Consider the following 26,126-nt stretch of genomic DNA (forward strand, 5'->3'; position numbering starts at 1 on the left):
CAAAGCCAGAGGGAGAAGATTACACATCCTTACATTGGTTTATTTCTGTTAAATGTATTGTATCTCATTCTATGACGCCTGGACATGACAAGCTAAGCCTGCTTACTTCCATGGGGGGATAGAATGCGTGCATAGTCCCATTGGGATTCTAACAAAACATAGGTCAGGTGACAAGGGGAAAAAAGTTCCATTGATCCACCTATTAGTTGCAGATCAGCCTCATCCTAAAAAACCCGTTTCTTGCGCTATTCTGGCCTTTCGTAAAAAGAATAGAGATACAATCAAGTTCAAGTTTTCCAACCTTCTGCTTATCACACCAGGACCTATGGCATACCGTTTATACTTATAGGTACAGTTGTCTAGCAGGTTGCAACGTTTGCGCATAATTGAGCTGATCAATTAACAGTTGCTGAGCTATAACGACTGCACAAGCCGCGAGTATGCGGTGTCCACGATCGCATTTCGATGGCACGTGAACACATCGGGTGTGCTATAATTTGTGTTAAGCATAGATAGTTTCATGAAAAAGGGCGTAATTGTGGCATGAGCTTAACACATACATCTCTCGATCAAACTCAACCTGAAATAGTACGATGCACTCGTTGCAACACAGAGCTGCCTCCCTCGGCTACCTTCTGTGGACAATGTGGTGAGCGGGTCGAGAAACATAGCGGTGATAAATCTTCCCCAAAAAACGTTGATATCTCTGACCGTTATCGTATCACTTCATTGCTACGGCGACAACCGCCGACACAGGTACTGCTGGCCCTTGATACCCAACAACAACGCCCGGTGGTTATTCATGATATAGATATTACTACGTTAGATGAAGAGAACCGGGCTCAAGCTATTGCGGCCGTACAAGCAGAATACGATCTTCTACGCCGGCAACGGATCCCAGGGATTATGCCACTGGTCGATCTACGCTACTACAATGGCCATTTGTATGTGATCGCTGGCTGGCCATTTGCCCTGGCGAAAGAAGAGCATAGCGGTCGCCCTAATCACCATATCTCAACCTTGCAAGATATCCTCCAGAGTGGCCTGGGGCTACCTGAAGAACAGGTCGCCATTAACTGGATCTATCGTCTGAGCCGCGCCCTGGAACAGATACACCACCTGGAAATTCTACTGGGCCAGATTGATCCAGCTACGATACTGCTGAGTCAGCATAATTATAGTGGTGAGCCACTCCTGATTGTGTCATGGTTACCGGATCTACTGCGAGAACTGGTACCGCAGCCATTGAACCATGCCAATGCGTCACCATTTTCCGCACCAGAGGTATTACGCGGCGATATAGAGCCCCGCTCAGATGTCTATAGTCTGGGCGCGATCCTTTATCTGCTCCTGGTAGGAGTCACTCCCGATGACGCCAACAAACGACTCCAGCAGCCACTACCTTCTCTACGTGACCGCAATCCACATATCGATAGTACTTTAGATATGGTGGTAATGCAGGCGTTATCCCTTCAAAGAGAATTGCGTTATCAGAGTGCCAGTGAGTTCTCAGAAGCGCTACAGCAATTTTTGCCGCAAACCCATGACGGTTACCGTACAGCGCCAATCGAAACCTCAGCGATCAAAGACAAAAATGCCATACCTGGATCTTCAAATCTGGTCGATAAGAACAATAATAGAGATAATGAAGATGATGAAGCCACTGATTCTGAAGATATGACCATTTCCATTGTCCCACTTCAGGCCCGGATGGCTCGACGTTATCTATCAAGGATTAAAACCAGCAAATTAGGGTTGCCAGCACAACTAAGCGGGGAGGCAATAGTGGAAAAAGGGTCGGCATATCAGAAACAGAACGATGCAGAGATGGTGGAAAAGCAAGTCCAGGAGGATCTCAGCAATCCATATCCTCACTCAAATCAAGATCGGGCGCTGACTCAGACTCCTATTGAAACAGATACAGTCAGTCAGTCAAACACAGAGGCACCTGAACTGGCTCACAGTGAAAAACCAACCCCTCTTGCAGCGCCGATGGAAAAGCAGCCAGAACAAGCAAATGTGGCTCCACAGCAGGATATAGCCCAACTGGCAACCGTCCTGATTAAAAGCGACTCGTTTGAAGCCGCCCTGGCGGCCCGTGCCGCTCAATCCGAGACCTCCCTTGCGGGTCCACCTGTAACCGAAGCGGAAAAAAATAGCGCTATACATGATAAGCCAGAAACGCCCTCGGGCTCAAGAGATTTATCGCTTGATCACCTTAAAAATGTCATCAGTGGCTCCCTGCCAGGCTTAGCCAAACTACGTCATCCTAAAGACACCACAGCTGGATTAAATGGCGCCGGCAAAGATAACTCACTGCTCCAACGTATGCAGCGCTTCATCCTTGGAGAGCCACAACATAACACATCGGCCGCAGCATTGATTGAGACACCTATGCGCATCCAGCCCAATCAAAGCTACTCAATCCGCGTCAACATTATGGGACGAACCAAAACCAACATCAATCCCGAGACCGGAGGCTTAAGTGCGCTGGGCGAAGAAGAAACGGTGCATATTGAAGTGCGCTCCGCTCTGTATCAAAATTACGCCTACATCGTGCAGCAGGCTGATGTCAACATTCCAGCCGCAGGCTACGTTGCTGAGATCACTATGCCCATGCAACCATTGAGCAGCGGCCCCAGCGGTCGCCGTGAACGTCTGCACATCTTCTTTATGGATAGTAATCGCAATCCACTGTATGAAAAGCCCTTTGTAATCGAGCTCTTCATCTCCCACCTCGTCCAGAGCGGACGCGAAGGCCACAACGTCCTTTCCATTCCCTTATAGCACACTAATAAAAGGAGCAGGCGATCTCGGTTGCCTGCTCCTTTTATTAGTGTGCTACTGTCTTTATTTATTTAACGTCATGTGCAAATTTTCCACATACCCACTCTTTTGAGGAGGAACATGGCGAGGCGGTCGCGACCGCCTCGCCATGTTCCTCCTCAAAACAAGCGAGCGCCGTAGGCGCGAGGTGTGAGGGATACAACTTGCACATGGCGTTATTTAGGAACTATTGGTGCATCACCAAATAAGAAAATGGTACTGCCCATCATCACATAGAGCAAAATCAACAATAATCCTTCCAGCCAGACCAGTTCCCCATCCTTGGTAATTTCACTGAAGAGGAAGGTAGCCAGGGCCAGCACCGCCAGCTCAACCAGACTAAAGACCAGGTCCAGTCGCATCGGCATAAACAAACTGACAAGCACCAGAATCGGCGCCATCAACAAAGCAATCTGGATCGAGGAACCAGCCGAAGCGGACAAGACCATACCAATACGTTTATCCAACGCCATCGAAATGGTATTGAAGTATTCAGGCAAGCCACCAATTAAGGGAATAAAGACCAGTCCAACAAAGGCAGGATTCCAGTGGAGAACTGCGGTCATTGGCTCAATCGTTCCTACCAGAATCTCGGAGATAATGGCGACACCCACGGTTGCCAGGGCCAGGAATACCAGGCTGCGCCAGAGCGGTACCTTCGCACCCTCATGCTCAGCCTCTTTCTTCTCAGTCTGCCTGGTCATCCCGGGATGAGACAATACATTATCCAGCGATGGAGTATTGCCATCTGCTTCTGCCTTTACAGCTACCCCACCACCTGCTTCAGAGCTTTGCCTGGACTCATGGGCAACGATAGCATCTACCGTGCCGTCAATACGCTTCAATACACCACTCTTGCCCGCCACAGCGCTCTGTGCCACATGCTGGCGATATGAGAGCAAACGTAAGATAGCAGCCGCTGAACGCGCACCAACCAGCGGCTCCATATCGGTTTCGTCATTCTCCGGCTTGTCACCAATACGGAAGACACTAAACAAGATTGAGGCCACATAGCCAATCAACAGGGCGACCGCGATAACATCCGAAAGCAAAATGCCTCGCTCAGCGACCAGCGGTTGATTCGCCCGTGTAGCAAACAGTTCCGCAATTGTCGGTAACAATAGTCCACCAATCGACAGCGCCAGTAAAGACGCATACTGACTGGCTGAACGCCGATCAAATTCCAGTCGACCATGCTTGAAGCCACCAACACAGACCGATACACCCATTACGAGCAAGACATTGCCCAGCACTGTACCAATAATGGTGGCACTTACCACATCCACTAATCCCTTACTAAGAGAGATAATGCCAATGATAAGTTCAGTCGCATTACCGAATGTTGCGAATAGCAATCCACCAATACGCTCACCCGTATGTTCAGCCACCTCTTCTACCGATTGCCCGATCAAAGCAGCCAGCGGCACAATGCCCAGTGCAGCAATCACAAAAAGCACCAGCGGCGGAACATGAAAAGGTAGAGGCACATATTCAAGAACAACAGCTATACCAGAAAAGACTAATAAGAAATACAACCAACGCGGCATTTAATTCCTCCCCAATTATCCTGGATCTAAATCCATACGTTGTATACGCATAGCTCACCTGTAGAGTTACACGTTCGCTTTTTATAAGATAGGGACAAAGTAGAAAATAAACGTAAGCCCCTTGCATAAACCTGCCTACTTTTGCCATACTCTCTAATGGAAATAAAATGCTATCTATTTTGATCATTACTTGCACAAAGGTTTTTAGGTATGAAACGTAGCTTACTGGCCAGGCTCCGCACAAACGGAAGCTATTATATTATCGGTGGCCTACTCCTGCTGCTGGGAGTACCACTTTATCAGGTTATTATTCTAGGCCCGACTGGCTTTAGCAACGCGCTAGAAGCCACAGGTGCTGGCCGCTATACAGCTTATCTGGCCTGGATCGGGACACATTCGATCTCATTCTTGATTTATCGGTTACTCCTTATTTGTGCCTTCTTGCTCTTAATTACCTTCCCTTTCAATCTGCATCGCATCATTGTGGCTCAGGAGTTGATGGACCAGCAGGAACGAGAAGAGGCGGCTCGCCAGGATCAGGAGGGCGAGGAGACCGAAGACGAAGAGGTTGAGGAGGAAGATGATGGATTGCCGGAACATCCATGGCGCGGCAAAGGTTTTGTGGTCCTGGCAGCCTGGCTGGGTGTAATCGGGCTGAGCATTTATTTGCTCGGGAGTACGGTCAACACCGCATATCTCTTTCTGGCAGCCAACAGTACGGGAAGCGCCATACAGAATAGTGTTACGACCCTATCTCCGATCTTCTCACTGATTACCAATGTCATTGGGACAGGTTTGATCGGACTCGGCTGCCTGTTCTTTGGCGCCATGATTGCACGCACAGGAAAAAATCTCTGGCCGGGAGTGTGGGTTGCCTTTGGGTATGCATCGCTCTTTATTGGTGCCATGCTCTGTATCAGTGCAGTGGCGGTAGCCAGCGCGGCGGGCAGCGGACAAAGTACCCTGACTACCCTGGCAACATTACTTTTTGCCTGCTGGATTATCTGGCTGGGTATTATACTTGTACGCTTGAAAGCAGAGCCATAAGCTTTAATAAGATGGTGTTTAATTGCCACACGCAGACGTTAAAGCGCTCACGATTCTTTTAAGCGTGCTGTAAAAGTGAGAAAAACTCATTTTTTTGATAGCACACTTAAAACCTTTGGAGCTCCAAAATCGTGAAAATTATCTTATAAATGTGGTGTGTGATCGTGTGCTTTGCACACGATCACACACCACATTTATAAAAAGCATGGGCGCTTTAGCGCCCGAGTGCGGCTTAATTACGGTTGAATCGCTCTGGAGATACTGGTATATTCAGCATCGCTCAATTGCCATCCAAGCGCGCCAGCGTTCTCCTGTGCCTGGCGGATTGTCTTGGCACCAGGAATAGGGATGATATGTGCGTCGGTGGACAGCAGCCAGTTGAGGGCCACCTGGGCAAATGTCTTATCATGAGCCTGGGCCGCCGCTTCCATCGCTACAAACAATGGCTCCATTTTTTCTTGCTGCTTACGGCCAAAATTTGACATTAAGCGCCGCTGAAATGAAGGTAACGGCTCCTTACCCTGACGATATTTGCCGGTTAAAATGCCTTTAGCCAACGGACTATAGGCGATCAGTGCCACATCTAATTCTCGGCAAGCCTCCAATACCCCCTTGGATTCGGGCGAACGATGGAGCAGACTATACTCCACCTGGTTTGAGGCCAGTGGAATATCGTGGCGCGCCAGACGGGCATGAGCCTGCTGCATCTGCTTGGCGCTATAATTACTTACACCCACCGCGCGCACCTTACCCGCTCGCACAGCTTCAGCCAGCGCATCCATCAACCCATTTATACTCAGAAAAGTATAAGGCCAGTGGATCTGATACAGGTCGATCTGCTCGACACCAAGGCGCTCCAGGGTAGCATCCAGCGCATCCAGTAGCGTCTTTGACGAGAAACGTTTAGGCAAAGGAGCAAATTTACTGGCAATCAGGATCGGACGACCATCCTGCCGCCTGCACTCACCCAGGATACGCTCAGATTCACCTTTACCATAAATTTCGGCAGTATCAAAAAAATTCAAACCATTATCCAGACAAAGCTTGTATGCCTGCGTGATATCATCACGTGTAAACGATTTACCATAGCCCCAGAGTCCAGTATCGCCCCAACTCCAGGTACCAATACCCAGCGCAGGTACGGAAATTCCCGTCGCGCCCAATTGACGTTGATCAGTTCCAATCATAAAAAAGCTACGCTCCTCATAAAACCAAATATGCTGCTTGTTATACGCACGGTCAGAGATCTCCGTTGTATACAGCGGACATAACATTACCGGTACTAATCTATACAGACATAGCACAAAGAACAGATGGGTAAATTAGAAGCAAGGGGACCTGGCTTAATAAATAATACGGGGGCAAAAATGTGGCATGCCACATTTTTTGCCCCCCGTATTATTTATTAAGCTTATCTAGGATCCTCTTTGGATTGGTGCAAAACAACATAGCCGGAGCGCCAGCACTCTATCGCCTCTGTCACCCGACCAAGTTCCTCAAGGGTCTGCGCCCAGCCACCATAAATCTCAGCTTCATCGGCATAAGCCTGGGTAGCGGCCAGACATGTTTTGGCTTTCTCATACCAGGAAACAGTCTCTTCCAATAACTTCCGTTGCTGATCACCCGTTTCCTTCTCAGCTGCCGCATGAGTTACCTTAGCAATGACATGATAAACGCGTCCTTCCATATGTTTATCATCAATCTGCTCCATAGTATTCAAGGCCAGCTGGCAATAACGCTTTGCCTCCAGGAGACGCTGCTCGGCCAGGCGCACCTCGGCCATCGCGGCACAATTCAGCATTGCCAGCGTCGGTCCCTGATAGCTGGTGGCAATAGCTAGAGACTCTGTATAATGATCGGACGCCTCACGATAATCGCCCATTTGCAGGCATACCTGGCCAAGCAAATTATGCATACGAGCCGCCATCTGTTGATTCTCGCGCTGCATATATAAGCGCAACGCTTCCTGGCCGGCCTCATAAGACTTTACCAGTTCATCCGTCTTGCGATAGACATCACAGATACCATAATAAATATCAGGTAAAGCCGCATCATTAGCATAGTGGGAACAAAGACGAATGGCCTCCTCATAATTCTCTAATGCAGGGCCATATAATCCACGCATCAGGCAAGTCATCGCCAGATAATAGCGGGCATGGATCCTTACGACTGGCAGATGTACGCGGCGATCATGTAAAACTTTCAGGCAGCGTATAAAGTGAAGAGAGGCATCCTCATAGGTGGAAAGATTGACGGCCGCGATACCAAGCCGTAACAGGGCCATAGCATGACGCTCGCGTTCTTGTGGGGTCTCAACGTCCAGACGTTCATCCAACCCCACCAGCAAAGGTGAAAGTGTAGCCAGCGCGTCCTCCCACTGTTGACGCAGGATATAACACCAGCCAAGCAGATATGCTACATCTTGTTGCTGCTTTTCGTCTTCAAGCTGCATCGTAGTGAGCGCCTCAAGAGCTGCATCATATCTTCCCTCTTCCACTAATAACCTGGCTCGATAAAGTATCATCTTGCTATCCGCATTCTGAGTCACAAGCACATTCCTCCCTAACAAAAGTAAGAGCAATTATAGCACAATTGCCTTTATGGGTGTACATAACATTTAAAGTATACGAGAAGCAAATCCTCAAGCATAGGGTAATCAAATATAAATAACTGCTAAATTACCTGATTTTGTCCATCGCAAGTATTTGGGTAGTCTCTAGCGAATGGTTGATACTTGATAAGACTAATAAGGGTTATTATTATTAAATTCTACGTACCTACATTGCATGGACAATAGAACATTCTCCCTATTAGTGGAATAAGTTACGCAAGAAAAGTAATAAATATAAATGGACGCACATGAATAATGTACATGAATCAGTGGGGGATTTGCAAGGCGAGGAGTTGTTTTTGCAAAAAATAGAACGGGATTCTTGCGCCCCGAGGCCGCGCCCACAAAGCCTCAAGAGATTCCCGTTGCAAAAAGTATAGCGTAATTATGCTCCTTACACAAGAAGACAGTACCTATGTCAGTAAAAACATGATAGATTAGAGAAAAAGAATTGCTGTCAGGTAGATATATTAGCGGTTTAAAAGACAGCATAGATTGTATATCAGTATTATTGATTCGGAGTCAGTAAACTGAAGCTATTCTTTAAAAGCGCAAACAGTGAGCATAGTAAAGAATAGCTCTTGCATGGGGTATACTGCCGTGATAAACTGTCGGAAGGTTATAGCTGGCGTGATATTCATCTTTTGTTTTGATGCCTCGCGCCTGCGGCGCTCATCTGTATTTTCATATGTGGTGAGATCGAGGGCGGTTGTGGCGGCCCTCGATCTCACCACATATGAAAACCAGGTGATGGGGACCGTTATAGCAGTTTCTTTCTACTCTATAGTAAAGAGCAGGGGGATGGCCATCCTCTGACTGGGTTCCAGGGCTGCGTCCTGGGTTAATCCCCCTTTCCCGCCCGCGTAGCGGGCGCTATTGTCTCATGAAGTCTTATAGAGTAACTAAATAGCTATCTGGAAACGCATAGATATTGCAAATTTACTTTTTTCCGATTGTTTATAACAGGCAAGGAAGTGTGAGCCGGAATATAGATGGGCAAACTCATCCTTGCGAACAGATGGTGTGTGGATATACCTGTGGCAGGGTATAGAAAAACAATCTTTTATTTGTTGAGCAGATAAGTATAGAGGAAAAATGATAGTCCTATACGTATATATACGATGCATGTGCTGAGTGCAATTATGCACAGCAGTGCACGCATTTGAATATATATGTGTTTTATGTAGAGGAATATATTGTGGATAACGAACCTGAAATCAGCCGAAGGAGAAACCTGGTGCAGAGGAATTACCGCACGGGAGATCAATTTGCAGGACGCCGTATTGTAACTATCGGTGGAGGATCAGGAACATTTTCACTGCTTTCACATATCAAGAAGTATCAGTTCAATATCACGGCTGTGGTGAATATGTCAGATAGCGGTGGTAGCTCCCGTCGACTGATGGATGAGTTTCGACGGCAGTTGCCGTTGGGTGATCTTCGTATGTCACTGGTAGCACTTGCGCGCAACGGAGCTCTCTGGCGCGAAGTTTTTATGCATCGCTTTGAGAAAGCGGAAGAAAGCAGGGATGAGCAGGTAGTCAATGGTGTCGGTGGACACAGCCTGGGAAATTTGATTCTTAAGGGCTTGCAGGATATCAATAATGAAGATCTTTTGCTGGCCATTGAGGATGCGCAAGAACTACTGGATACTGCGGGAAATGTGGTACCGGTCACTCTGGCTCAAACGACCATCTGCGCGGATCTAGAGGATGGCACCTCGGTCTGTAGCGAAACCGACATAGATACACGTGGCGAGAAACAGCCTGGCTCCCTCTCACCAATCCAACATCTACGACTGGTGCCTGAGGATGCTCCTGGCTGTCAACAGGCTATACGCGCGATTCGTCGGGCCGATACGATCATTATTGGTCCTGGAGATCTGTATACCAGCCTGCTACCCAATCTGCTGGTGCCTGAAATTGCTCGTGCAGTCCGTGAATCGGATGCGGAGAAGATATATATCTGTAACTTGATGACCAAGCATGGCGAGACAGATAACTACAAAGCATCGGACTTCGTCAATACAATTCATCATTATTTAGGGGCACGCGTCGATCGTGTGCTACTCAATGACGGAACTTTCCTGCCGGAGGTGCTTAAGGCATACGCGGAAAAAGGTGGTCACCCGGTAGCAATTGACCGAGACCAACTAGAGCGTATGGTACCCAGTGTAGTGGTCGGACGCTTCAACTTTGAAGGCGATTCTCTGGCTCGTCACGATCCAGAGCGCGTCATGCATGCCATTTTCAGTACCGATTTAGACTAAATAGAGAAGAGATACTGGCGGGATAACCTTCACAAGTCATTATCCCGCCGGCCATTAAAAGCTTAAACCATGAGCAATTGACTCGAATTCATCACGGGGAAAAGCGCGCAAGGTTTGAATACGTAAACTTCCGTGTGCTAACGTTTTCAGAATGATATGGGCCGCGGTCTGATCGTCAGGCGCTTGCGTAATCGCAATATAATCGTACTGTCCCATCACCAGATAAAAGCCAAGAAGTTTCCCCCCTGCCTCTACCAATGCCGCTTCAAAGTTATGCAGCCGCTCAGGAGCATTCCGGGCCTCCTTCACACCCTGCTCAGACAAGTTCACCAAACTAATGTAAGTTGGCATACATCCCCCACATGGCTATTCAACCTTCGCTCAAGACCGATGAAAAAAGACGCGGCCCTCGCATAATCCTGCCAGAGCTCCAACCAGTGAGAAGAAGGCAATATTGCCATTCCCCTGTTGGCTCCAGGCAAACATACCACTGGTCAATAAAATATAGCTTAAAACAGCGAGAATGGAACCGATAAATGGACGGGTAAACCAGGTAATCACAATAAAGGTTGGTGGACGATCAACCTGTAAACGTCCCAGTGTCAAAATACAACTGATACAGCCACCCAGGAGTCCATATGTCATGACCAACCATGGCACCCCCAGAGGTGTAAAATTGTTATTGAAAATAGTATTGACGACGCCAAGTCCTTGAATGACGGCAAAAATTAAAACTAGCAGTAACAGGCATACCAGATAGACAGCAAAAGCAATGAACCAGCGTTGCGCAGAAGGGGATGGCTGTGAAATGAATGGGCGTGGCACTAACTCAGACGATGGCAATAAACGCTCTTTAAAGGCTGGTAGTGGCTCAGTATTATGTTCATTGTTGAGCGCCATCTCACTGGCGGGAAGTGGCAACATACTCGGAGGTATGTGCGATGAACGCACTTCAGAGATCTGCGATGAACGGCGATCCGCGCTCTCTGATGAGCGCAAGGTATATTGGCCGGGCGAGCTATGTTGATGCAGAGCACGCTCCTCCAAAGAACTATTCGTCGCGCTCATGCGTATCGAATGCTGGCCAATCAATGCTTCATTATCTACACTCTCTCGCTCACCACTCTGGCGCTGCTGAAGACAACTTTGTATATAGTGTTCAGGTAACTTCTGCTTCTGCGCAATCGTTGCCAGACGGTGCATAAACGCCTGATCATCAGTACCATGCTCAGCCAGAGCAAAATGCAACTGCTGATAAGCCATCTCCGTCGCTACATAGGTCACACTGGTTAACTCACGCTCCCGATAGGTCTCATACACCACGACCGGAACTCCCTTAAAAAATTTTTGCGGCACTATCGCAGCATGGATAGTATCTAGTAAGGATGGATCATCCTCAGTCGGCTCTGACAGGCGTCGTGGAATACGATACAACACACCCCACACTTCAGCATCGGGTTCCTGACTCGGACTGATCGCCACAATCGTAGGTCCTGTACTGCCATGGATGCGCTGCGCCCCCACGATTAAAGAATAGCCCTTCAGGACTGCCGGACCATAAAGCAAAGCCATACCGGCCAGCCGTTCAGGACTATTCAGGATCGCGGCATCCATCTCTAGACCGTATTCGAAGAGCCAGATAAATTCTTGCGTATCTTCAGCGGACTTAACTTGTCCCGTGGTCGCCGACGAGATCAACGACTTCTCAGGGACGCGCTCGCCAAACTCTTCAGGTACCGGTGGAGCCGAGGGAGCTTTAGCGGGAAAGGTTGGAATCGGGGCGGAATCCTGCTGGGCGATACCTTGATACTGTCCCCCCGAAGAAATCATCATTTCATAAGAAAGCGGACGTGGGGTATTACTACGCACAATGGGTACACCAGGAACGACCTCTTCGCTCGTCTGTTCTTGTTGCTCGACAGCTTCTGATGTTACTTCATTTTTTGACTTTTGTTGCGCTTCATCAAACTGCGGTTGCTGCGGTTTTGGCTCCATCTTGATTGTACACACTCCTTCCATTCCATTACCCACCAGACCAATCAAAATTACAGCTTCTATCATGCTAAGATACTCATATTGCCCATGTCTACCAAATCACTAGGACTAATGGGGGAAGGAACCAGATTTAATATGTACCGCCAAAATGCTAAAGAGCAACCAATTACAAGGCTCCAAATCTCTACCAGGTCAAACTATTGGTAAGCGTTCTATGGGTGAGTCTTGCTCCCCCGAAGGCGTTCTACGTGCCAGTAAACGTCTCATAGCGATACCGATACGGCGTATGCCTTCGGTAATGTGCTTTTCTTCAGGCGCAGCAAAGCTGAGGCGTAGGTAGTGATGGCCGCCCCCATCGACATGAAATAATTCTCCCATGACAAAGGCAACCTGTTCATGGACAGCTTCGCGCAACAGGTGGCGCGCACGCATATCACCGGGAAGGCGATACCAGAGATGCATGCCTCCAGTCGGTGGATGGACACGTCCACCTGCCGGCCAATAGGTTTCAATAGCCTCTAACATCAATGCCAATTTCTGTTGATAGCATTGACGTGCCAATTGTAGATGTTCATCTAGCAGATTGCGCCGAATCATCTCAGAGATAATCCACTGACCAATCGCATTGGTATTCAGATCAAATGTCTGCTTGTATAAACTCAAGCGCTCAATCATTGGTACAGGAGCCGTCAGCCAGGCTACCCGTAGTCCAGGTGCCAGCATCTTGGAATAGGTGCTCAGATACAACACATTGCCATAGGTATCCAGGGCCTTGAGTGGCTCGGGTGCCTTGTCCCCAAAGTAGATCTCGCCATAGGCATCGTCCTCAACAATCGGAACCTGGTAACGCCTGGCCAATTGGAGCAGACGGCGACGGCGCGCAAGGGACATAACGGCCCCGGTGGGATTCTGAAAAGTTGGTAACGTGTAGATAAAGCGTGGCTGACGACGAGCCAGTATTGCCTCTAACAGGTCAACACGCATCCCTTCATTATCGGTTGGAATACCAATGATACGGGCACCAAGCGCGCGGAACATCTGGATCGCCCCCAGATACGTTGGCACCTCGACGACAACCTCATCACCCGGTGTCAATAGAAAGCGCCCAATCAAGCCTAGTCCCTGTGTAGAGCCGGACAGGATCAAAATATTCTGGACATCAACCTGGACGCCGCGTTGGCGCATCCGGGCTGCGATACCACGTCGCAGGCTCAATAACCCATCCATCGGACAATAGCCTAACGCGCTCTGACGGGCGTTCGCCAGATTGTTTGCCATCAGCGATTGGATCACCTCTGCCGGTAACATATCAGGAGGCGGCGTGCCCTGAGCCAATGAGATAATCTCCTGCCGCTCCTCCATTGACGAGATCTCACTCAAGAAGCGAGCATCCGGACCCAGCAGGGCATCTTCACTGGCTGACAGGCCCAGGAGCCAGGAGGGTGTGGCCTGCTCAAAATAATCATCATCTATCTGCAAACTGCTACGCTTTACCAGCGTACCTCGTCCTACATGACCTTCAATCAATCCTTCACTCGACAGGTCATTATAGGCATTCATAATCGTCGTGCGATTCACCCCCAGTTCCTGCGCGAGAGAACGCTCGGGCGGCAGGCGCGTCCCTTCAGGCAAAGCACCAGACAGAATAGCCTCACGTAATCCCAGGCTGATCTGACGATAGAGAGGGATGCCGTTCGCACGCTCAAGCTGTACAAGTGAGCTAATTGATGCCGTAAAAAATGGTAATGGCTGGTGATTTGGTCTGTTCTGCCCCATAAATATCCCCCTATTGGTTGCTATTACTATCCAGTGTAACCAATCCAATAGCGTAAGAACAAGGGCCAATTGTGAAGGCAATAAGCAGTCCAAATGGAGAAAGTGGAAAAAAACAGGCAGGCTTAGTGATGCGATTCAGTCTAGCGTATTCAGGGGGCTGAAAGTTGTGGTCCACTAAACCGCATCGTCTAGCTTACTGAAAAGACGAACCAGAACAAGCAGTATTAAAATTGATTCTTTGTAGATTTGGGATGTAAAATAGTATTTATGGAGTCATTAGAACAGCGTATTCAACAGATATGCTCAGATCGAGAACACGGATCCCGCTGGCTTGTGAAGGAAGCGATCTCTATTCTCAAGGATCTGGCACAAGATACCCAATTATCAGAGCCGCAACGCCTGCAATTACTGGCCAGTAGTGCCAGACAATTGGCGGGGGCCAGGCCAGCCATGGGAGCACTTGCCAGTGCCGTTGCCCGGGTGGTCCATGTCCATGATGAAGGGGTTGAAGCCATCGCGCATGAAGCCCAACAATTGCTCACGACCTATGAAAGCGCCACCCAACAGATCGCGGAACATGCGCAACCTTACTTAAAGGGACATCTTATGACCTGTAGCATCTCTGGCACCGTCCTGGATGTCCTGCTGGCTCACAAAGATCAGATCGAGCGTGTCACGGTCCTTGAGGGGCGACCACGGTATGAAGGACGCGAAATGGCGAGGGCACTACAGGCGAAAGGAATAGCCGTTACTTTGATTACAGATGCCCAGGCGGATATCTTTCTACCACTGTGCCAGGGCGTTGTCGTAGGGGCCGATAGTATTCTCGTTAATGGCGACATCTTGAATAAGGCTGGTACCGCCCTGCTCGCCTGGGCGGCCCATGGACGGAATATCCCCTTCTATGTTTTAAGCGAAACGCTGAAAATCTCGCCCAACCGCTGGTATGAACATGATCCGGCCCGTCAGGCCAGTAACTTCGACCTGCTTGAAGAGAAAGAGGCCAGCGAAGTTTTTGCCGAAGCACCATCTGGTATTGAAGTGCGCAACTTTTATTTTGACCATACCCTTTATCGTCTGGTCACCCACGTGATCAGCGAAAACGGCATTCTGGACCGTCGAGGGATCCGTGAAATCGCGGTCACCACACGGACCAATGAGCGCATTTTAGCCAGATGGCAGCCATAAATCCAATCTGACCACATAAACAGAAAAGAGCAGGACAACCTCCCGGTTGATAGCTACTATATATCTGCCCACCTTGTCTTGTCCTGATTTTTTCAGCTACAATACTCTACAATATATTAAAATATATCACCAATGAAGCACAGCAGTATCAAAAAACTGCAATCAAACGGCATAGGGAAAGGTTCAATCATGTATTCGAGGAAGGAAGAAGAGGATTGGGAGGTTACGGCAAACGGATTATACGTGGCAACGAGGGGATATCTGATACGCCGTGGCTACTGTTGTTCCAACAAGTGCCGCAATTGTCCATATATTAACTGGCGAAACAATCCTAACTGGCAACCACTTCCAGCCGAATGCATTAAACGCGCCCGTGTCTCCCCCAAATCAAGCGCTGCTGCCCAGGCGCTACTGGATTATCATCAGCAACAACTAAAATCATGCTCCTTAGACGAGAAGGAATATCATCAGGCAATGATCGACCACTACAACGTGCTATTGGAGCGCTGGGGCATAATAAAATGAGAGAAGATGAGGTTTGCATCTTCTCCCATTCTAACATGCCCACATGCTGGCTTACGAATGCCAGACAAATTGGACGCCAGGTCCGGGTGTGTAGTGGGCCCAGGAGAATTGTCCCCAGCCAATTACATTCCAGTTAGTCGTCTCTACGGAGCCGTCGGCGTTAATCTTCTCAACCACGGCTACGTGGCCGGCACCGCCAGCATACTGGGTACCGGGCTGCAACACGATAATCGAAGGTAGATGCGGGGTAGACGAAACATTCCAGCCACTATACCCATAGGCATTAGCAGCCCAATCGCCAGCATTACCAGTCCATGGTACGGCATAGCCAGTGAGCTTATGATATTCATAATCCGCCCAATAGGTACATTGTCCGGCCGTAAATGGATTATAGAAACTGCCATCGGCAATTGTGCCAGTGCTTGACGAAATACCGCCGGTCGTACCGGTCGAGCCAGGAGCAGAGGGTTGTTGTGGTTGCGCTGGCTGCTGCGGTTGAGCCGGTTGCTGTGGCACATTATTCGTCTGCGTACCATCTGGCAAGGTAAAATTATTCTGGACGCCAGCAAAGCTATATTTACCACCGGCCCCATTGAGCTCAAAACCATCCTGCGTCACCGCCGTAGCGGTTGCGGCCTGGGCCGCAATCAAAGCGGTCGTGTTCTGACGAGCATTGGTTGAACTGACGGCAGGATTAAATATCTTACTCAGGCCATTGGCCGAACCGGGACCCATCGGGACCACAGCTGCCAATACACCAATGATTATCACTACCAGCACAATAGTAGCACCAATATTTATAACGGTCCGCCTACCTTTGGGAGGACGTAACGTACCCGCGCTTTTCTTCCCGGTCGCTGGAATCAATAAGGGGTCACGTCGTGCTGGAGTTAGATCCTTTGTCGCCTTAGCAACAGCAACCTGATCAACATCTCCGGTTTGTGGCTCCTTCTTGACGATTGACATCTGCTCAGCAGAGGATGAGGATGTTGCAACACCACCCTTTTGCGGGGTGGGCCTCTCAAAATCCAATTGTTCTACGCCAGTGGACGTATCAGTGTATTCATTTGAAAACATGTATACTAACCTTTAGTTCGATAGAATTATTCTCTTATGAGCCGGCAATCAATTGCATTTCTGCAAGCCTCCGACCACAATTTATCTAATTACGCCTATATGCGTCAATTTATCAACACTTATTAGGACTATGTAGCTATACCTTTTTTATATTTTTCTATATTTAAGCTGCAGAAAAAGTCAAACGGAGATAGAGCTTTCTATCTCCGTTTCTATGCGCTTAGCAATCAGCCTGACATGCGCGTTGAGTGCTTAGCCTGGGAACCAGACAAAGGTTACTCCAGGGCCAGGATAGAAGGTAACCCAACTCGTGGTGGCCCAACCACCATTCCAGTTCCAGTTACTGGTTGAGACGCCATTATATGGGTTTGATACTCCGGTCTCTACAACTGCAACATGGCCATAGGAGCCAGCGCCTTGCGTATAGGGGCCTAACACGATAATCGAAGGTCCATTCGGGTTAGGGACTGGGGAGGTTTTCCAACCATAGGCAGGCGCCTGATAGGCCCAATCGCCAGCGTTACCAAGCCAGGGTACCCAGTGGCCAGTCAATTGGTGATAGCGCATATTCGCCCAATACGTACATTGTCCATAGAAGAAGCGACTCAAACTTCCTTGATCCTCGGCCGGAATATTATTAGCGGGGGCGGCCGTCTGCACACCAGCATAGACCTGGTTACCTGCGTCATAACCATCTTGCGTCACCGCCGTAGCGGTTGCGGCCTCGGCTGCGATCAAGGCTGTATCGTTTTTCCTGGATGTTGTCGAGTTTGTGCTAGGATTAAATAATTGTGCCAGCTTGCCGCTTGCCTCACCATTACCTGTCGGAAGTACAGCCAGTAGCGTACCAAATAAAATCACAATTAAGACGAGCGCCACACCGACGTGAACCACTGTACGCCTGCCCTGGGGAGGGCGCAAAGTACCGGTACTTTTTTTGCCAGTGCTGGGAATAAATACAGGTTCACGCAATGACTTTGTCGTATTCTGGGTCTGTACTGTGGTTGGCATCATGGTAGCATCTAATGGCAACGGAACAAGAGGAGATTGTGCATCACCGGGGGCTGGCATAATAGGAGCGGCGTCAGGAAACGCATCCTGATCTATTAACATGCCTGGAGCTCCACCACCCATTCGTTGTGTAGAGGGATGTGGGTGTTCAGCATCAGCAGTACGAGAACGGTCACGAAATAACATACACATTACCTTCAATCTTACGCAGGTGCATCAGATACGACGTTTCAAATAGGCCTACTCAAATACTTAACTTGACTTTACCTAAGTACTGGGGACTCAGTCAATTAATCAAACTTTTCGTAGGACTATATAACTATCGTGCATTTGAATGTAAAGCTTTTAAAAATACCACAATGTTTGTCTTACAAGGCACATCGCTCGTATTATTCGCATGATGAAGATAGGTTATTCTGAAATTTTCTTCGGGATTTGAGGATCTTACCAAAGAAAATTTCAGAGCGTGTATGCTGGGTTAATCTGGATACCAGAGAAAACTGATGCCACGACCAGGATAAAAGGTATGCCAGGTGAGGGTGGCCCAATCTCCATTCCAATTCCAATTACTGGTGAGGACACTGCCATCGCCATTGACTCTTTCAACAACAGCTACATGCCCATAAGCGCCCGCGCCCTCAGCATATGGACCAAACACCATAATGGAACTTCCATGAGGATTGGGGGTACTGGAGATATTCCAACCATAGGCGGGAGCTTGATAGGCCCATTGATAAGCGTTCCCTAACCAGGGTATCCAATGACCGGTCTCCTCGTGATAGCGCTGGTTAGCCCAATAGGTACATTGCCCATAAAAGAAACGGCGCAAGCTTCCAGAATCTATTGCAGAAACATGCACATCTAAGGGAGCAGCTTTAACCCCTGCGTAGACACGTCCACCACCAGGATCAAAGCCATCAACGGTGACAGCAGTGGCGGTAGCCGCCTGAGCTTGAATCAAGGCTGTGTCATTTTTTCTGACCGCGGTCGTATAAAAGGGAAAGGACAATGTACTATAAATGTGTTCACTTTTATCGACGGGTACCAGTGCCATCACACCTCCCACGGCGATAAATATTGATAAAATACTCAGAGCACCATGCACGATCAAGCGCCGTCCCTGTAAGGGGGTCGCCGGAGCGGGTCTCCTCTTCTGTGTCGCTGGAATCAAAATAGGAGGTCTGCCTATTGGTCGCGGAACAGCGGATCTGACAATTGTCTCTGCTCTTTGCGCGCCTGCCAGATGCGGCTGAGGCAGTGCTTGACCAGGAGGAACCGGTAAAAATTGTGGGATCGTGGTCACAGGTAACTGGGAGGCTGGAAATTGGCAGCCACCATCTGGAAAGACATTAGGTAAGGGTTGAGCAGTCAAAATATATTCGTTGGAAGCTACAGGCGGAAACAATGGAGGAGTATGAACAACATCATAAGAAAAAAAGTGCTCACTTTTAGGAAACGGCAACTGTTCAATCGGCATATTCGTTCCTGCGGCTTCATGAGCCAGTGGGGCAATACGATTACGCTGCCGATATATATTCTTTCGCTTACGATAACGATCTGAAGACAACATCCGTAAATACCTTCACAATTCAGCTGAGCTGCACTACTACAAAACGACCCAACACCAGATGTACTCAACTTCTCATCATAACTGTAACCAAATCAGGTCCCCAGGTCAAATAAGCGTGTATTCGATAGGAATATATTCCTACCTGATAAATCATATAAAATGGATATTGTAACCCGTATCGTATATGTCATATCTTGTATCTTACGCACGTGATATCAGCGTTATACAGTCAAACCAAAGAGTTAGGGGCCTTGAGAGGCTTACCTGATTACTACAAAACTAGCGTCATCCATGATAGGATATGATAGCGGTTCTTAAGAAGTGTAAGACAAATAACCTCAGCCTGATGAGGTTAAGGTAAAAACTTCCACGCCATCGCTCTCACATGTCCCTGGACGCTACGCTAGAGAGATGAAGGAAGCAGGCGAGAACAGTCAAGTGCCCATTAAGGATAGTAATTTAGAAGCTAGTGTTGTTAGGAGCTAAAATGAAACGCACTCTGCGTCTTCTTGTCCCTTTGCTGCTTATCTTCCTGATGCTACCATCGTGTGGTCCAGTCTTAGCAGTAGGAACGGACGGACAACCTACCCCCACCCCCCAACCCACGCGTGCGGCCAGTACAGATGCCTGTCCCGCCATTATTAGACAATTACCAACCTGCCTGACACCCAATGCAATGCGTAAGGCTTACGGCATAGATGCACTACATAAACAAGGTTTCACGGGAAAAGGACAGACGGTCGTTGACATCGTCTCCTTCGGTAGCCCGACCCTGCAAAAAGATATGGAGGTCTTCGACAAGACCTTTAATCTGCCACCAGTAAATCTTCAGATAATCTCTCCTCTCAGTGTTCCCGAATATGATCCTCACCATGACAAAAGCGGCTGGGCGGCTGAAACAACGCTAGATGTACAGATCATCCATGCGCTGGCGCCAGACGCCAAGATAGTGGTGCTGGTCAGTCCGGTCGCTGAAACCGAAGGCACGATTGGTCTACCAGAGTTCCGCAAGCTTGAGCAATATACGATTGACAACAAGCTCGGCAACATTGTTTCTCACAGTTGGGGTGCATCCGAGTTGACCTTTAAAGATCAAAAGGGACAGGACGAACTGAAGCTGTGGAATACATTGCTCCAGAAAGGGACCACCCAGCAGGGTATGACCTACTTCTCTTCTTCTGGCGACAACGGTGCCACTGATTTTGCGGACATGGATGCCAAAAAGATCGCTGATGTACCCACAACCAGTTTCGCGGCCGATTCACCATGGGTAACCAGTGTGGGTGGTACAACCCTGGAAACAAAGAACGGTAGCTTTCAAGAAAAAGCCTGGTCAGGTAGTGGTGGCGGTTTCAGCTCATTCTATCCTACCCCATCCTATCAGAAGCTCTTACCGGCCGGCACCCTGGCACAATTCAAGGATCGCCGTGGCGTACCCGATGTCTCAGCTGTAGCGGATCCATTTACGGGTCTGGCCGTCTATATTGCTGGTAGCTGGACACAGGCTGGTGGAACAAGTGCCAGTGCCCCGGTCTGGAGCGCCATTACAGCCATGGCCAATCAAAAGGCGGGCCATCCTCTCGGCTTCATCAATCCAGCATTGTACAAAATAGCCACTTCTGGCGCCTATCCACAGGCTTTCCATGATGTAACCATCGGGAATAATGACAATCCAACCGCCAAAGTCAAAGGGTTTAATGCAGTAGAAGGCTGGGATGCAGTAACAGGATTGGGCACCCCCAATGCTGAAATCCTGGTACCCGCATTAATCAAAGAAATACACTAGCCATCAAGCTAATTCCTCACCCATATTAAGATATGGGGGCACACAGTAGCGTGTGCCCCCATATTCTTTGATCTTCTCCTCAGGTTTGAATCTTTTCATATTATAGCGTCATGCTATATATGAGTATATCTATATCCTACTCTGCGCAAATTTTATATGAGGAGCCCATAGCATGATCCGAAAATTATATCTGGTAATACCACTCTTCCTGCTCTTATGTATTACGGGCGCGTCGCAGGCTTTGGCCGCACCCACTCAGAAAGAGTATACGGCGGAGCTCTATAACTCAACAATCAACGTACAAAAAAATAATACACTTATTGTGACCGAGGCCGTAACCTTTCATTTTACGGGCGGCGATTTCAGTTTTGTCAATCGCGAAATCCCCACCGATCAGACCGATAATCTCTCGATTGTCAGTGCCAGTGTGGATGACAAAACTATGAGTCAAGGCACCGATAATGGACAGTATGAGGTCGATAATAGCAGTAATCCAGTCAAGCTAACCTGGCATTTCAAGGCACAAAGTGACACCAGCCATACGTATCGGCTCACCTATCGTGTTCAAGGTGTCATCCAAAAAACACAGCAAGCGGATCTACTGGATTGGTATGCCCTCCCAAAATCCTATAGCTATCCCATTCAAGCTACCACCATCACCGTCAACTATGCTGATCCCGCACAGCTTTTGACTACTCCCACACTGATACAGGGCGATGCCGTACTCAAGCAACCAGCAACACCAGGATCGGTGGTCTACGAGGGTAAAAATATTGCGCCTGACTCACCGATGGAGATTGGACTACAATTTAAGCCCGGCAGCTTGATTCAAGCGCCACCGGCCTGGCAGGCCCGGCAGCAAGAAACAGATACCTATTCACCTGTTGGCTGGTTGGGGGCGCTCGGTATTGGTATTCTGGTCAGCCTGGTCGCTTTCTTTTATAAACGCGGTCGTCAACCCAAACTTGTGAAACCATCTATTGAACGACACATACTTAGCGAGCCACCATATGGCTTAAAGCCTGGAATCGCCGGAACACTGATTAACCTATCCAGGCATGAAGAAGCCGGCTTTAAGCAGGCACTTGGGACCCTCTTTGATCTGGCCAATCAAGGCGTGGTAACCATCGTAGAGAACGAGCGATCCGCTGAGCAAGAAGAACAGAGCAAGGAAGATCTGAATGTTGAATTAGTCAACATGCCAACGCAGCCAGCCTTACATGAAGCCGGCTTGTTGAGCACCTTCTTCAGAAATGATCAGCAAGATCCAACATCTGTGCCATTTTCTACGCTTGAAGCCCTCTATCAAATGCATGCTCCTCAATTCAGCTCACCGGTGCGCCAGGAATTAAAAGACTATGGCTTTCTGGCTAACTCATATCAGCCGCTGCGTAAGACCCTTGGCTTTCTGGCTGTCTTGCTACTGGTATTGGGCGTGTTTGGAACTATCATTGGCCTGTTTATCGCCAGTAGCCTGCATATGTGGCCATTGGGGTTACTGCCATTGGGATTGCTCGTGGCTGGTATCGTTATCCTGATCATGCGCAGCTCCGGTCGCTACTACTCTGAACAAGGACAACAGGCGATCGCCGAGTGTAGAGCATTCAATAAATATCTGAACAGCCTCATACATGATGAGGAGTTTAAAGCCAGCAGTATGGACCATAAACAAAGCATTTTTGTGCGTTACTTGCCCTATGCCACCAGTTTCGGCTGGGGACAGACGTGGATTGAGAGTTTCCAGCAGATGGGGATCACGGTCTTCCCATCCTGGTTCATGGCGCGTAAACCGCAATATAACGATGATGAGGATGTTCAATACTATCAACCTCTATCACCTATGATCGTCATGGTCCATACCCCACCCCCTGTCAGCAATTATGGCGCGGGAAGTTCCGCAGACTTCGGTGGATCGAGCTTTGGTGGCGGCGGTTTTGGTGGCGGCAGTGGCGGGGCCGGCGGTGGTTCAAGTAGCGCTGGCTAAACATATTAAAAACTATAAGAAGGAGCTGATCTTATAAACGGTCAGCTCCTTGTTTATGTAGCAAGATTACAGCAGGCCTTTGTGGACACACCATTCAGCATTTAAGATGGAGCCACCGGCGGCACCGCGAATAGTATTATGTCCAAGCATAACAAACTTATAGCTAAGGATTGGACAACGGCGCAGGCGACCCAGCGTCACGGTCATACCATTTCCCGCATCACGATCACGCAGGGTTTGGGGCCGATCATGTTCATGACGATAATGTAAAGCGTGCACTGGCGCACTGGGCAACTGGACCGACTGCGGCTCTGGAACATAATTTTCCCAGGTGGCAATAATCTCTTCAGGACTGGCATCACGCTCCAGTTCAATACTGGCGCACTCTAAATGTCCCTCACGTGTAGCGACCCGGTTACAATGGGCACTTACCACCAGCGGAGCATCCGCAAAACCCTGACCCTCCCGCCAGTCTCCCAGCATCTTCAGCGTTTCGCTTTCAACCTTTTCCTCTTCGCCACTGATATATGGGATCGCGTTATCAATAATATCGTACGAAGGGAGTCCTGGATAGCCAGCCCCGGAAATAGACTGCAAAGTAGTCACCAGGACCTTACTCACACCAAAGGCCTGCTGTAAGGGTTTGAGAGCCATAACCAGCGGCGTAGATGAGCAATTGGCATTGGTGATAATAAAACCAGACCAACCTCGCTGACGTTGCTGTTGCGCCACGGCAGCAATATGGTCCGCATTAACTTCTGGAATCAATAACGGGACATCTGCTGCCATGCGATGATTTTTTGCGTTACTGAATACCGCCACACCAGCCTGGGCAAAGGCGATCTCAATCTCGCCCGCGATTTCTCCAGGCAAAGCAGAAAACACGATCTTTACGTCCGGCATCTCTTCAGGACGGCAGGCAACCACGGGCAAAGCAGCCGCCGTGGCTGGCATATCACTACCCGATAAACGCCAGACCGTTGACTCGGCATATGAGCGACCATTATGCTTACCCGATGCAGCCAGAGCAACTACTTCAAACCAGGGATGATTCTGCAACAACTCGATAAAGCGCTGACCAACCATGCCGGTTGCCCCTAACACGCCAACAGGAATCTTCTTATGCTGTCTCTCCATAGTCTTTTGTCTTCTATCTTCTAATGGGACAGTTGGTGTCCGATACACTTACTTCCATCGATCCCCACCACCCACGTAGCAGCAAGGCTTGCCCCTGCTACCAGCTCACGTAACGGCAGGGCTTGCCCCTGCTCCAGCTCACGTAAGAAATGTCCCTCAAACACGTATTCGTGTTGAACGAAGCACGTACAGCCTCTGGCCTGTGCATGGTCGTACGTGAACCGGGGCAGGGGCAAGCCCTGCCGTTACGGGGGGAGACGCTATCAAGCTTGACGGCGCTCTCCTTTGCGTTCGGCTGGATGACGCACCAATGGGATCACCGGCGCGATCAGGTCCCGGTGTAGGCAGCGTAGGGCGCGCTCACTTGAACGATCCTCCACAATCAAGGTGATGCCTTGCTCAGATGCTCCCTGCGAAATAACTGGAATACGCTCGCTGGCCAGGGCGGTAATCGCACGGGCCGAGCTCATAGGATCATTCGTAAAACCAGAACCGATACAGGCACAGGCAGCCAGGCCACGGCGCACCGAGACGCGCCAGAGAGCGGCATCCATGTCATGATGCAGTAACTTTACGACCGAGTCAATAGCTTTTTCATCGACTAAGAAGGACAAATGATGACCGGATGAAGAACAGATAGCGACTGGTGCCGCGCCTGCTTTGGCGGCCAGCACAAACACCTGTCCAGCATTCTCAGGCGCTCCAAAGAGGTCCGTGCTCTCCACAGTAATCATAGCCAGTTTGCGGCGTGTAGAGATCGCGCCCGCGCCACTGGATGTATGATCTACCGGACCAATAACCGTTCCACGAATATGTGGACGGAAAGAATTACGCACACGCACTGGAATGTTGCGCAGGGCAATCGGAATCAAGGTACGCGGATGCAGGACTTTGGCTCCAAACCATGAGAGCCGAGCCGCTTCTGCATACGAGAGGTTTGGCAACAATCTGGTGTTGGCTACCAGCCTGGGATCGGCTGTCAGCACACCGTCAACGTCTGTGTAGATAGAAACATCAACGCAATCAAGGGCGGCACCAATCGTGGTGGCAGAATAATCTGAACCATTACGCCCGAGGGTGGTAACAAAACCCGTAATTGTGCGTCCAAGGAATCCGGCCGCGATCGGAACGATGCCAGCCTGCACCAACGGATAAATCAATGTGTGCGCGTTGGCACGCGTCTCATCGTTCAGGGGATCAGCACCCTCAACCACACCAAATGGCTGGGAGGAATCATGCGGAGGATGACTGGTAATAATAACTTCTTTACGTACTGGTTCGGCCTTGACACCATGAGCTCTGGTAGCCGCTGAGACCAGCAGGATCGAGAGGCGCTCACCCCAGGATGCGACCGCCGCGGTACGCAGGTGCACCATATCTCCAACGGGGGCCGCCTGACGTAAGATACCTACATCCTCACTCAACTGAGCTAATGCAGCCTCAAGCTCGTGCAGCAACGTGTTGCGCTCATCACCAATCGGCGTGACCTGCGCCGCAGTTTCAATATGTTTCTGGCGTAGCGCGAGCAGCTCTTTATCACAGGCCTCCTCTTCACTAGAACACGCGTGACGGGCAATACGCAATAACTGGTCAGTGACCCCAGACATCGCCGAAACCACCACGACAGGAAACGGAGTTGTCGGATCATGCAAAGTATCAGTTATGATTGATGCCACACGACGAATGCGCTCACCATTCCCAACTGAAGTTCCACCAAATTTCAAAACACAGACAGATTGTTCCATAGCAAACCACCACTATTCATCGATTGACTTCA

General features: G+C 49.2%; 18 protein-coding genes. 7 read left to right on the forward strand and 11 right to left on the reverse strand.

The window, feature by feature from the left end:
* Nucleotides 1-543: 543 nt before the first annotated feature.
* Complete coding sequence (locus EL633_RS05435; RefSeq protein WP_126629350.1) at nucleotides 544-2,787, forward strand: inactive serine/threonine-protein kinase VRK3; 2,244 nt, start codon at nucleotides 544-546, stop codon at nucleotides 2,785-2,787.
* A 215-nt stretch (nucleotides 2,788-3,002) separates the two neighbouring features.
* On the opposite strand, the gene EL633_RS05440 is transcribed toward EL633_RS05435, so the two are convergent.
* Nucleotides 3,003-4,373, reverse strand: a complete 1,371-nt coding sequence (locus EL633_RS05440) for a calcium:cation antiporter (RefSeq protein WP_126626209.1) — start codon at nucleotides 4,371-4,373, stop codon at nucleotides 3,003-3,005.
* A gap of 210 nt (nucleotides 4,374-4,583) precedes the next feature.
* Between EL633_RS05440 and EL633_RS05445 the strand changes: the two genes are divergently transcribed.
* Nucleotides 4,584-5,420 carry a hypothetical protein gene (locus tag EL633_RS05445; RefSeq protein WP_126626210.1) on the forward strand — a complete coding sequence of 279 codons (837 nt, stop codon included), beginning with the start codon at nucleotides 4,584-4,586 and terminating at the stop codon, nucleotides 5,418-5,420.
* A 236-nt stretch (nucleotides 5,421-5,656) separates the two neighbouring features.
* Here the strand turns inward: EL633_RS05445 and EL633_RS05450 are convergent, their stop codons facing one another.
* Together EL633_RS05450 and EL633_RS05455 are read right to left on the reverse strand one after the other, a co-directional pair.
* Nucleotides 5,657-6,607, reverse strand: coding sequence for an aldo/keto reductase (locus tag EL633_RS05450; protein ID WP_126626211.1), 951 nt, complete (start codon nucleotides 6,605-6,607; stop codon nucleotides 5,657-5,659).
* A gap of 224 nt (nucleotides 6,608-6,831) precedes the next feature.
* Nucleotides 6,832-7,968 (reverse strand): tetratricopeptide repeat protein, encoded by a 1,137-nt coding sequence (locus EL633_RS05455; RefSeq protein ID WP_126626212.1) that lies wholly within the window; start codon nucleotides 7,966-7,968, stop codon nucleotides 6,832-6,834.
* Nucleotides 7,969-9,268: 1,300 nt separating this feature from the next.
* Here EL633_RS05455 and EL633_RS05460 point away from each other — a divergent pair.
* Complete coding sequence (locus EL633_RS05460) at nucleotides 9,269-10,300, forward strand: gluconeogenesis factor YvcK family protein (protein ID WP_126626213.1); 1,032 nt, start codon at nucleotides 9,269-9,271, stop codon at nucleotides 10,298-10,300.
* Nucleotides 10,301-10,354: 54 nt separating this feature from the next.
* Here EL633_RS05460 and EL633_RS05465 read toward each other — a convergent pair whose 3' ends face one another.
* The 3 genes from EL633_RS05465 to pdxR all read right to left on the reverse strand — a co-directional run bounded on the left by EL633_RS05465 (nucleotide 10,355) and on the right by pdxR (nucleotide 14,071).
* Nucleotides 10,355-10,651 (reverse strand): GYD domain-containing protein, encoded by a 297-nt coding sequence (locus EL633_RS05465; RefSeq protein WP_126626214.1) that lies wholly within the window; start codon nucleotides 10,649-10,651, stop codon nucleotides 10,355-10,357.
* Nucleotides 10,652-10,681: 30 nt separating this feature from the next.
* Nucleotides 10,682-12,295 (reverse strand): gamma-glutamylcyclotransferase family protein, encoded by a 1,614-nt coding sequence (locus EL633_RS05470; protein WP_126626215.1) that lies wholly within the window; start codon nucleotides 12,293-12,295, stop codon nucleotides 10,682-10,684.
* A 192-nt stretch (nucleotides 12,296-12,487) separates the two neighbouring features.
* Entirely contained in the window at nucleotides 12,488-14,071 is a 1,584-nt protein-coding gene (pdxR, locus tag EL633_RS05475; protein WP_126626216.1) for a MocR-like pyridoxine biosynthesis transcription factor PdxR, read from the reverse strand.
* 267 nt (nucleotides 14,072-14,338) lie between these two features.
* Between pdxR and EL633_RS05480 the strand changes: the two genes are divergently transcribed.
* Nucleotides 14,339-15,259 (forward strand): eIF2B alpha/beta/delta subunit family protein, encoded by a 921-nt coding sequence (locus EL633_RS05480; RefSeq protein ID WP_126626217.1) that lies wholly within the window; start codon nucleotides 14,339-14,341, stop codon nucleotides 15,257-15,259.
* Between the two features lie 189 nt (nucleotides 15,260-15,448).
* Nucleotides 15,449-15,784, forward strand: a complete 336-nt coding sequence (locus EL633_RS05485) for a DUF5522 domain-containing protein (RefSeq protein WP_126626218.1) — start codon at nucleotides 15,449-15,451, stop codon at nucleotides 15,782-15,784.
* Nucleotides 15,785-15,835: 51 nt separating this feature from the next.
* On the opposite strand, the gene EL633_RS05490 is transcribed toward EL633_RS05485, so the two are convergent.
* The 3 genes from EL633_RS05490 to EL633_RS37795 all read right to left on the reverse strand — a co-directional run bounded on the left by EL633_RS05490 (nucleotide 15,836) and on the right by EL633_RS37795 (nucleotide 19,442).
* The gene (locus EL633_RS05490) at nucleotides 15,836-16,861 is read right to left on the reverse strand and encodes a CHAP domain-containing protein (RefSeq protein WP_126626219.1); all 1,026 of its coding nucleotides are present in this window, start codon (nucleotides 16,859-16,861) and stop codon (nucleotides 15,836-15,838) included.
* A gap of 252 nt (nucleotides 16,862-17,113) precedes the next feature.
* Nucleotides 17,114-18,058: a CHAP domain-containing protein gene (locus EL633_RS05495; RefSeq protein ID WP_174845159.1), complete on the reverse strand. Its 945-nt coding sequence runs from the start codon at nucleotides 18,056-18,058 to the stop codon at nucleotides 17,114-17,116.
* 292 nt (nucleotides 18,059-18,350) lie between these two features.
* Nucleotides 18,351-19,442, reverse strand: coding sequence for a CHAP domain-containing protein (locus tag EL633_RS37795; RefSeq protein ID WP_126626220.1), 1,092 nt, complete (start codon nucleotides 19,440-19,442; stop codon nucleotides 18,351-18,353).
* A 487-nt stretch (nucleotides 19,443-19,929) separates the two neighbouring features.
* Between EL633_RS37795 and EL633_RS05505 the strand changes: the two genes are divergently transcribed.
* Entirely contained in the window at nucleotides 19,930-21,228 is a 1,299-nt protein-coding gene (locus EL633_RS05505) for a S53 family peptidase (protein WP_126626221.1), read from the forward strand.
* Nucleotides 21,229-21,400: 172 nt separating this feature from the next.
* Nucleotides 21,401-23,212, forward strand: a complete 1,812-nt coding sequence (locus EL633_RS05510; protein ID WP_126626222.1) for a DUF2207 domain-containing protein — start codon at nucleotides 21,401-21,403, stop codon at nucleotides 23,210-23,212.
* A gap of 66 nt (nucleotides 23,213-23,278) precedes the next feature.
* On the opposite strand, the gene asd is transcribed toward EL633_RS05510, so the two are convergent.
* A complete protein-coding gene (gene asd / locus EL633_RS05515) occupies nucleotides 23,279-24,349 on the reverse strand; it encodes an aspartate-semialdehyde dehydrogenase (protein ID WP_126626223.1) in 1,071 nt (356 codons plus the stop codon).
* A 263-nt stretch (nucleotides 24,350-24,612) separates the two neighbouring features.
* On the reverse strand, nucleotides 24,613-26,094 hold the full coding sequence (locus EL633_RS05520; protein WP_126626224.1) for an aspartate kinase: 1,482 nt from the start codon (nucleotides 26,092-26,094) through the stop codon (nucleotides 24,613-24,615).
* Between the last annotated feature and the right edge of the window lie 32 nt (nucleotides 26,095-26,126).

The sequence above is a fragment of the Dictyobacter alpinus genome (genome assembly GCF_003967575.1).
Taxonomy (GTDB): domain Bacteria; phylum Chloroflexota; class Ktedonobacteria; order Ktedonobacterales; family Ktedonobacteraceae; genus Dictyobacter; species Dictyobacter alpinus.